6 protein-coding genes are annotated in these 6,692 nt (G+C 70.5%); 3 read left to right on the top strand and 3 right to left on the bottom strand.

Features of this window, described 5'->3' with window-relative positions; translation table 11 throughout:
* Nucleotides 1-354: 354 nt before the first annotated feature.
* The 3 genes from RB628_RS30060 to RB628_RS30050 form a co-directional block, all read right to left on the bottom strand.
* Complete coding sequence (locus RB628_RS30060) at nt 355-1,068, bottom strand: response regulator transcription factor (protein ID WP_318323688.1); 714 nt, start codon at nt 1,066-1,068, stop codon at nt 355-357.
* 266 nt (nt 1,069-1,334) lie between these two features.
* On the bottom strand, nt 1,335-2,717 hold the full coding sequence (locus RB628_RS30055) for a sensor histidine kinase (protein ID WP_318323686.1): 1,383 nt from the start codon (nt 2,715-2,717) through the stop codon (nt 1,335-1,337).
* A gap of 456 nt (nt 2,718-3,173) precedes the next feature.
* The gene (locus tag RB628_RS30050) at nt 3,174-4,385 is read right to left on the bottom strand and encodes a sensor histidine kinase (RefSeq protein ID WP_318323685.1); all 1,212 of its coding nucleotides are present in this window, start codon (nt 4,383-4,385) and stop codon (nt 3,174-3,176) included.
* 231 nt (nt 4,386-4,616) lie between these two features.
* Here RB628_RS30050 and RB628_RS30045 point away from each other — a divergent pair, with 231 nt between their 5' ends.
* The 3 genes from RB628_RS30045 to RB628_RS30035 all read left to right on the top strand — a co-directional run.
* The gene (locus RB628_RS30045) at nt 4,617-5,030 is read left to right on the top strand and encodes an NADH-quinone oxidoreductase subunit A (protein WP_318323684.1); all 414 of its coding nucleotides are present in this window, start codon (nt 4,617-4,619) and stop codon (nt 5,028-5,030) included.
* Entirely contained in the window at nt 5,021-5,650 is a 630-nt protein-coding gene (locus tag RB628_RS30040; RefSeq protein WP_318323683.1) for an NADH-quinone oxidoreductase subunit B family protein, read from the top strand. Before RB628_RS30045 ends, RB628_RS30040 begins: the two co-directional genes overlap by 10 nt.
* The coding region (locus RB628_RS30035; protein WP_318323682.1) for an NADH-quinone oxidoreductase subunit C at nt 5,647-6,692 on the top strand (1,046 nt) is incomplete at its 3' end. The genes RB628_RS30040 and RB628_RS30035, both read left to right, overlap by 4 nt.

The raw sequence follows: 6,692 nt of genomic DNA, 5'->3' as shown, positions 1-6,692 counted from the left end.
AACTGCATACCATCACCCGAATCCCCCGCGAACCGGATGATCACCCGATCGAGACGGCGTACGTCCTTCACGCCCGGCGGGTTGCGCTGCTCTCCCACGACGGCTCCGACGTCTGAGCCGGCCTTCTCCGCTGAACTGTCCGCTGGACTGCTGACCTGGCTGGTCACTGAACTGGACCTCCTTCGAGGCGGCGGCCTGGGAGCGGTCCTCCCGCGGACCCTCCCAGGATCAACAGTACGTCGGTAAGGGTCCCCTTCCCTGGACCGATCGCATGATGGACACCATTTTGAGATGGTTCGACGCCCGGACTTATCACGCTTTCCTGCTTCCTGGCGGTGACAGGGTGTCAGGTTCTCAGGAGTTGAGATACGTCAGAACGGCCAGAACGCGCCGGTGATCGCCGTCGCTGGGGGAGAGTCCCAGTTTGAGGAAGATGTTGCTGACGTGCTTCTCGACGGCGCCGTCACTCACGACGAGCTGCCGTGCGACGGCCGAATTGGTCCGCCCCTCGGCCATGAGCCCCAGCACCTCGCGCTCCCTGGGGGTGAGCCCGGCGAGCACGTCCTGCTTACGGCTGCGGCCCAGCAACTGAGCCACAACCTCCGGATCGAGAGCGGTACCCCCCTGGGCAACCCGCACCACCGCGTCCACGAACTCCCGCACCTCGGCGACCCGGTCCTTCAGCAGATACCCCACGCCACGGCTGGACCCGGCGAGCAACTCGGTCGCATACCGCTCCTCGACGTACTGAGACAGGACGAGCACACCGAGCGCCGGATGCGATTTCCGCAGCTGTACGGCGGCCCGGACCCCTTCGTCGGTATGGGTGGGCGGCATCCGCACATCCGCGACGACGACGTCAGGGAGCTCGTCCTGCGCGGCGAGTTCGGTAATGGTCTTGATCAGCGCGACCCCGTCGCCCACGCCGGCGACGACGTCGTGCCCGCGGTCGGTCAACAACCGGGTCAGGCCCTCTCTCAGCAGCACTGAATCCTCGGCGATGACCACCCGCACCTTGTCCTCCACGATTCCTGGCTCCCCACCCGTCCGAACTCCAGGCTCCAGCATCCCAGTATTCGGATGCCCCCACCGGGGTTTCGCACGTGAGCCCGAGCGACCGTCCTCCAGTGCCGCCTCTCATCACTCAGGTCCAGGTCACTCAGCCCGCCATCCAGGCTTCGCAGCCCGTCGGGGGTACCCCCGTCTGGGGGAGTTGGAGGGCGAGGCCCGTTCAGGGCCGTAGGGGGTCTGGGGGCGGAGTCCCCAGGTACGGGATGGGACGGGCGGGGGCGGCGGGGGCGGCGGGGGCGGGAAACCCGCCCACCCCGCCACTCTCACCCCCGCCAGGGCAACTCGGCAGTAACCCGAGTCGGCCCCCCCACCGGAGAATCCACCACCAAAATCCCGTCCACCGCGTCGAGCCGCCCCGCCAGCCCCGCCAACCCGGACCCCTCACCCACATCGGCACCCCCCACCCCGTCATCCGCCACCTGCAGCATCAACCGCTTCTCCACCCGCCACACATCCACCGACGCCCCCGTCGCCCGCGCATGCTTGCTCACGTTCTGCAGCAGCTCCGACACCGTGAAATACGCGATCCCCTCGATCGCGGCAGCCGGCCGCTCCACCAGATCCACCTCCACCTGCACCGGCACCGCGCACCGTGAAGCCACCGCGGACAGCGCCGCATCCAGCCCCCGGTCCGTCAGCACCGCCGGATGGATCCCGCGCGCCAGATCCCGCAGCTCCTGCAACGCCGTCTTCACCTCACCGTGCGCCTCGTCCACCATCCGCGCCGCAGCCTGCGGATCCTCCGTGAGCTTCTCCCTCGCGAGCCCCAGATCCATGGCCAGGGCAACCAGCCGCGCCTGTGCCCCGTCATGCAGATCCCGCTCGATACGCCGCAGATCAGCCGCGGCGGTGTCGACGACGACCCCCCGGTCGGACTCCAGTTCGACGACCCGCGTCGCCAGCCGCGACGGCCCGAGCAGCCCCTGCACCATCACCCGGTCCACCAGGGTCAGCGCCCGCACGATCCAGGGCGTGGCCATGGTGAACAACAGCCCGACCAGCGCGGTCACGGTGATCTCGAACGGGTTGTCGAGGTAGATCCGGTGGGTTTCGTCGCCGTACAGCTGGAGGCCGTCCTGGCCGCCGTACATCGGGAAGAGCCAGAACCACAGCGGGTACGTGAGCAGCGCCCACCCGTACACCCAGAAGATCACCGCGACCAGGAACGAGAACACCGCCCACGGCAGATGCAGCACCGAATACAGCAGATGCCGCCACGAGGTGCCGCTCTTGAGCACGGCCCCCATCCAGGCCGCAGCCCCGGACTTCCGCGCCCGCACCGGTTCCGGCTCGGCCACGTCGACCCCGAGCAGCCCGCGCGCCATCTTCCGCTCCAGCACACCGAACCCCCGGCACCCCGCCAGACCCACGGCCAGCACCGGAATCCCGAGGAAGGTGACGAGGAGAGCCGAGCCGGTGACGGCCAAGGTGACGGCGTACGAGAACACCAGCATGCTGACCGGCAGACTCAGCAGCACATAACCGAACTCACGCAGGCTGCGCGCCTCGACGGGCGCCCGCAACGCGGCCGGCAACCGATACCGCCGCCCCTGGTCGGATCCCCCGGCGCCCCTGCCGGCCGTCCCGTGGAATCCGGCCCCGGGCCCGCCCCGCTGCCCGTACCCCTGTCCGTACTCCATGGCCATCGCCCCAGTCCGTTCCACTAGTCGGCTCGTCAGTTCGTCTACTTGCCTGCCACCAGCCTGCTCGCGCCGTCTCCCGCGGACCATGGAGCACGTAGGCGTCTTCCCTCGGGGGTTTTCCCTACCTGGGCCCGCGGAGGAGGCCTGCGGAAAGGGCCCCTTCCGGAAAGGGCCCCAAGAGGGGCCTGCGGAAAGGCCCCCCGCCAAGACAGCCCGGCTGGCCAGGGACGGGCCAACAGGGCCCGGACTTCGTCCTATGGCTGGGCCCGGTCCTACTGACGGTGCGGCCGGTCCGGTTGGGGCCGGTGCGGTTTGGTCCTGTCTCTGTGGCTGGGCGGGGTTCTACTGCTCGACCCGCGCCCGTCGGGGAGGTCCGGCTGGGCCCGGTCCTACTGACGGTGCGGCCGGTCCGGTTGGGGCCGGTGCGGTCCGGTCCTGTCTCTGTGGCTGGGCCGGGTTCTACTGCTCGACCCGCGCCCGCCAGGGCAGTTCGGCCGTGGCCGTCGTAGGCCCGCCCTCGGGCGACTCGATGACGAACAGCCCGTCCACCGCGCCCAGCCGGTCCGCCAGCCCAGCCATCCCCGTACCGCCGTCGAGCCGCGCCCCGCCACGCCCGTCGTCCCAGACCTGGATCAGCAGCCGGTCCTCGGTGCGCCACACGTCGACGGAGGCGTTCCGCGCCCCGCTGTGCTTGCTGATGTTCTGGAGCAGCTCGGAGACCGTGAAGTAGGCGATGCCCTCGATGGCGGCGGCCGGCCTGGCCGGCAGATCGGCGGTCACCTGCACCGGCACGGTGCACCGCGAGGCCACCGAGGACAGCGCCGCGTCCAGCCCGCGGTCGGTCAGCACGGCCGGATGGATCCCGCGAGCCAGATCCCGCAGTTCCTGAAGCGCGAGCTTCACCTCGCCGTGCGCCTCCTCGACCATCGCCGCCACGTGCTCGTCGGCCTGCCCCTCCAGGAGCTTCTCCTTGGCCAGCCCGAGCCCCATCGCGAGGTTCACGAGCCGGGCCTGCGCCCCGTCGTGCAGATCGCGCTCGATACGCCGCAGATCAGCCGCGGCGGTGTCGACCACGACCCCCCGGTCGGACTCCAGTTCGGCGATACGGCGTTCCAGTTCGTCGGAGGGCGACAGCAGCCCGCGCACCATCGCCCGGTCCACGTTCGTGAGCGCCCGCGACAGGAACGGCAGAACCGGCCACAGCACGAACAACGACACGAGCACGACGCTGAAGGTGAGGACGGCCCAGGGCAGCCGTATGAAGTCGTACAGGATGGTGCGCCAGCCGACCGGGTCCTTCAGCGCCAGCATCAACTGTCCGAAGAACCCGAGCTCCTGGCCGCGGGCGCCCCGCCTGTCGCCCAGTGGCAGCGGACTCGGCTCGTCCACGTGCACTCCGAGCAGCACCCTCGCCCTCGCCCGCTCCAGCCGGCCGAACTGGCGCGCGCCCATCAGCCCGCCGGCGAGCAGCGGGAAGCCGATCACCGTGAGCGCGAGGAAGAACCCCGTCGACACCACGGTCACCACGTACACGAAACCGAACAACGCCATCGGCAGGTTGGCCAGGAGATGGGCGATCTCCTTCCAGGTGTGCGATTCGAGGGCGAAACGGGCAGGGGGCAGTCGATCGCCCTCGGTTTCCGCGCTGGTGGCGGTGATACGTGCGGTCATGCCCGCCAGCCTGCCCGTCACCGCGCCGCCGCGCCATGAGGCGGACCGCCCGCCGCCCCGGGGGGAAAACCCCACCATGACCACGATGTCGTGCAAGCCATGTGTGACGGGCTGCTTACGGTCTCTTTAGCAGGCCCTAGACTCCCGTGCGTACGGATCTCCGACAGATCCCCGTACAGATGCCGAACGCCAGGGGCGAGACGTCACGAGGCCAGGGAACGAGGGACGGACGTGCCGGTACCGACCGCCGTAGCCACGACGGAGCACATCGCAGCGTCGGAGTACTTCCAGTCCTACTCCGTCGTCGGACTGCTCGCCGTCGTCGGCGTGCTCTTCGTCGCGGTCGCCTTCGGAGCCGGGCGTCTGCTGCGCCCCGTGGTCCCGACCCCCGAGAAACTCATGACCTACGAGTGCGGTGTCGACCCCGTCGGCGAGGGCTGGGCCCACACCCAGGTCCGCTACTACGTCTACGCGTTCCTGTACGTCATCTTCGCCGTCGACTCGATCTTCCTGTTTCCGTGGGCGACGGTTTTCGCCGCCGACGGCTACGGCGCGACCACCCTCGTCGAGATGTTCATCTTCCTCGGCTTCCTGGCCGTGGGCCTGCTGTACGCATACAAGAAGGGCGTCCTGACATGGACGTGACGCCACAAACGAATGCGCCGGAACCTGTGCCGGCGCCGGTGCCCGTGCTGCTGCCGGAGCCCAAGCGGCTGGGCGCCCTCGCCCGGCTGGCCCCCGAGCCGATGAAGGTGGTCCTGAACTGGGGCCGCCGCTACTCGCTCTGGGTCTTCAACTTCGGCCTCGCCTGCTGTGCGATCGAGTTCATCGCCGCGTCCATGGCCCGCCACGACTTCATGCGCCTCGGCGTGATCCCCTTCGCACCCGGGCCGCGCCAGGCCGACCTGATGGTGGTCTCGGGCACGGTCACGGACAAGATGGCCCCGGCGGTACGGCGCTTGTACGAACAGATGCCCGAGCCGAAGTACGTCATCTCCTTCGGCGCGTGCAGCAACTGCGGCGGCCCGTACTGGGACTCGTACTCCGTGACCAAGGGCGTCGACCAGATCATCCCGGTCGACGTGTACGTCCCCGGCTGCCCGCCACGCCCCGAGGCGCTGCTCCAGGGCATCCTCAAACTCCAGGAGAAGATCGCCCGGGAGTCCCTGAGCGAGCGGTACGCGTCCGGACCGACGGCACGCCCGTCACCGGCCGCGCTCCAGAGCCCTCTGGTGCAACCGCCGGCCGCCGGGGAGGACAGATGACGGCCACCGGCTGGCTGCCCGCCCCCACCGAGGACCTCTTCGGTACGGAGGCCACTGCCGAGGAGTCGTACGACGTCCTGACCGTCGACGTACCCCCGGCGTCCTGGACCGCCGCCCTGGAGACAGCGCGCGACCGCCTGTCCTGTACCTACTTCGACTGGCTCAGCGCGGTCGACGAACCGGGCACGGGTTTCCGTGTCGCGGCCCACGTGGTCGCCCTCTCCCCGGTCCGCCGTCTCCTCGTACGGACGACAGTTCCGCACGAGTCCCCCGTACTGCCCTCCCTGGTGAACGTCTACGCGGGCGCCGCCTGGCACGAGCGTGAGACGCACGAGATGTTCGGCGTACGTTTCGAGGGCCACCCGGGCCTGGACCACCTCCTCCTCCCGGAGACCTTCGAGGGCCACCCCCTCCGCAAGGACTTCGTGCTCGCGGCCCGCGTCGCCAAGGCCTGGCCGGGCGCGAAGGAACCGGGGGAGTCGGAGCACGGGGGCCCGAAGCGCCGTCAGATGCTCCCGCCGGGCGTTCCCGACCCCAACGATTGGGGCCCCCTCAAGGGCCAGCTCCCGCCGGCCCCGACCCGCTCCGCCCGCGCCGCCGCCGGCCGCGCGACAGGCGACCGCCCGGTACGCCGCACCCGCACGGCCTCGGAGGGCTCGGCAAGCCAGTCCCCGGCAGACCGGCCCCCGGCCACGGAGGGCGCCCCCACGGAGGCACCGCCCACCCCGCCGGCGGCACCCCGCCGAGCACGCAGCGCGAGCCAGGGCTCCGCGTCGCAGCGCCCCCGGACACCGGCGGCGGAGCCGACACAACCAGCGGGAACGGAGGCTGAGGCAGCGACCGACGAAACCGCCCCCGAGCCTCCGTCACCGCCCACGGCACCCCGCGCTTCGCCGTCACCGGTCTCGCCGGACGCCCCCTGGCACCACGCCCGCCCCGCCTTCGACGAACCCGCCCCGAAGGCCCCCGAGCCGACCGAACCCCCGGCCCCGGACAACCCCACCCCGGACAACCCCACCCCGGACAACCCCACCCCGGACAA

Source organism: Streptomyces sp. ADMS (genome assembly GCF_033441795.1).
Lineage (GTDB): Bacteria > Actinomycetota > Actinomycetes > Streptomycetales > Streptomycetaceae > Streptomyces.
The sequence above is the reverse complement of the archived record's forward strand: the minus strand, read 5'-3'. Positions and strand labels throughout refer to the sequence as shown.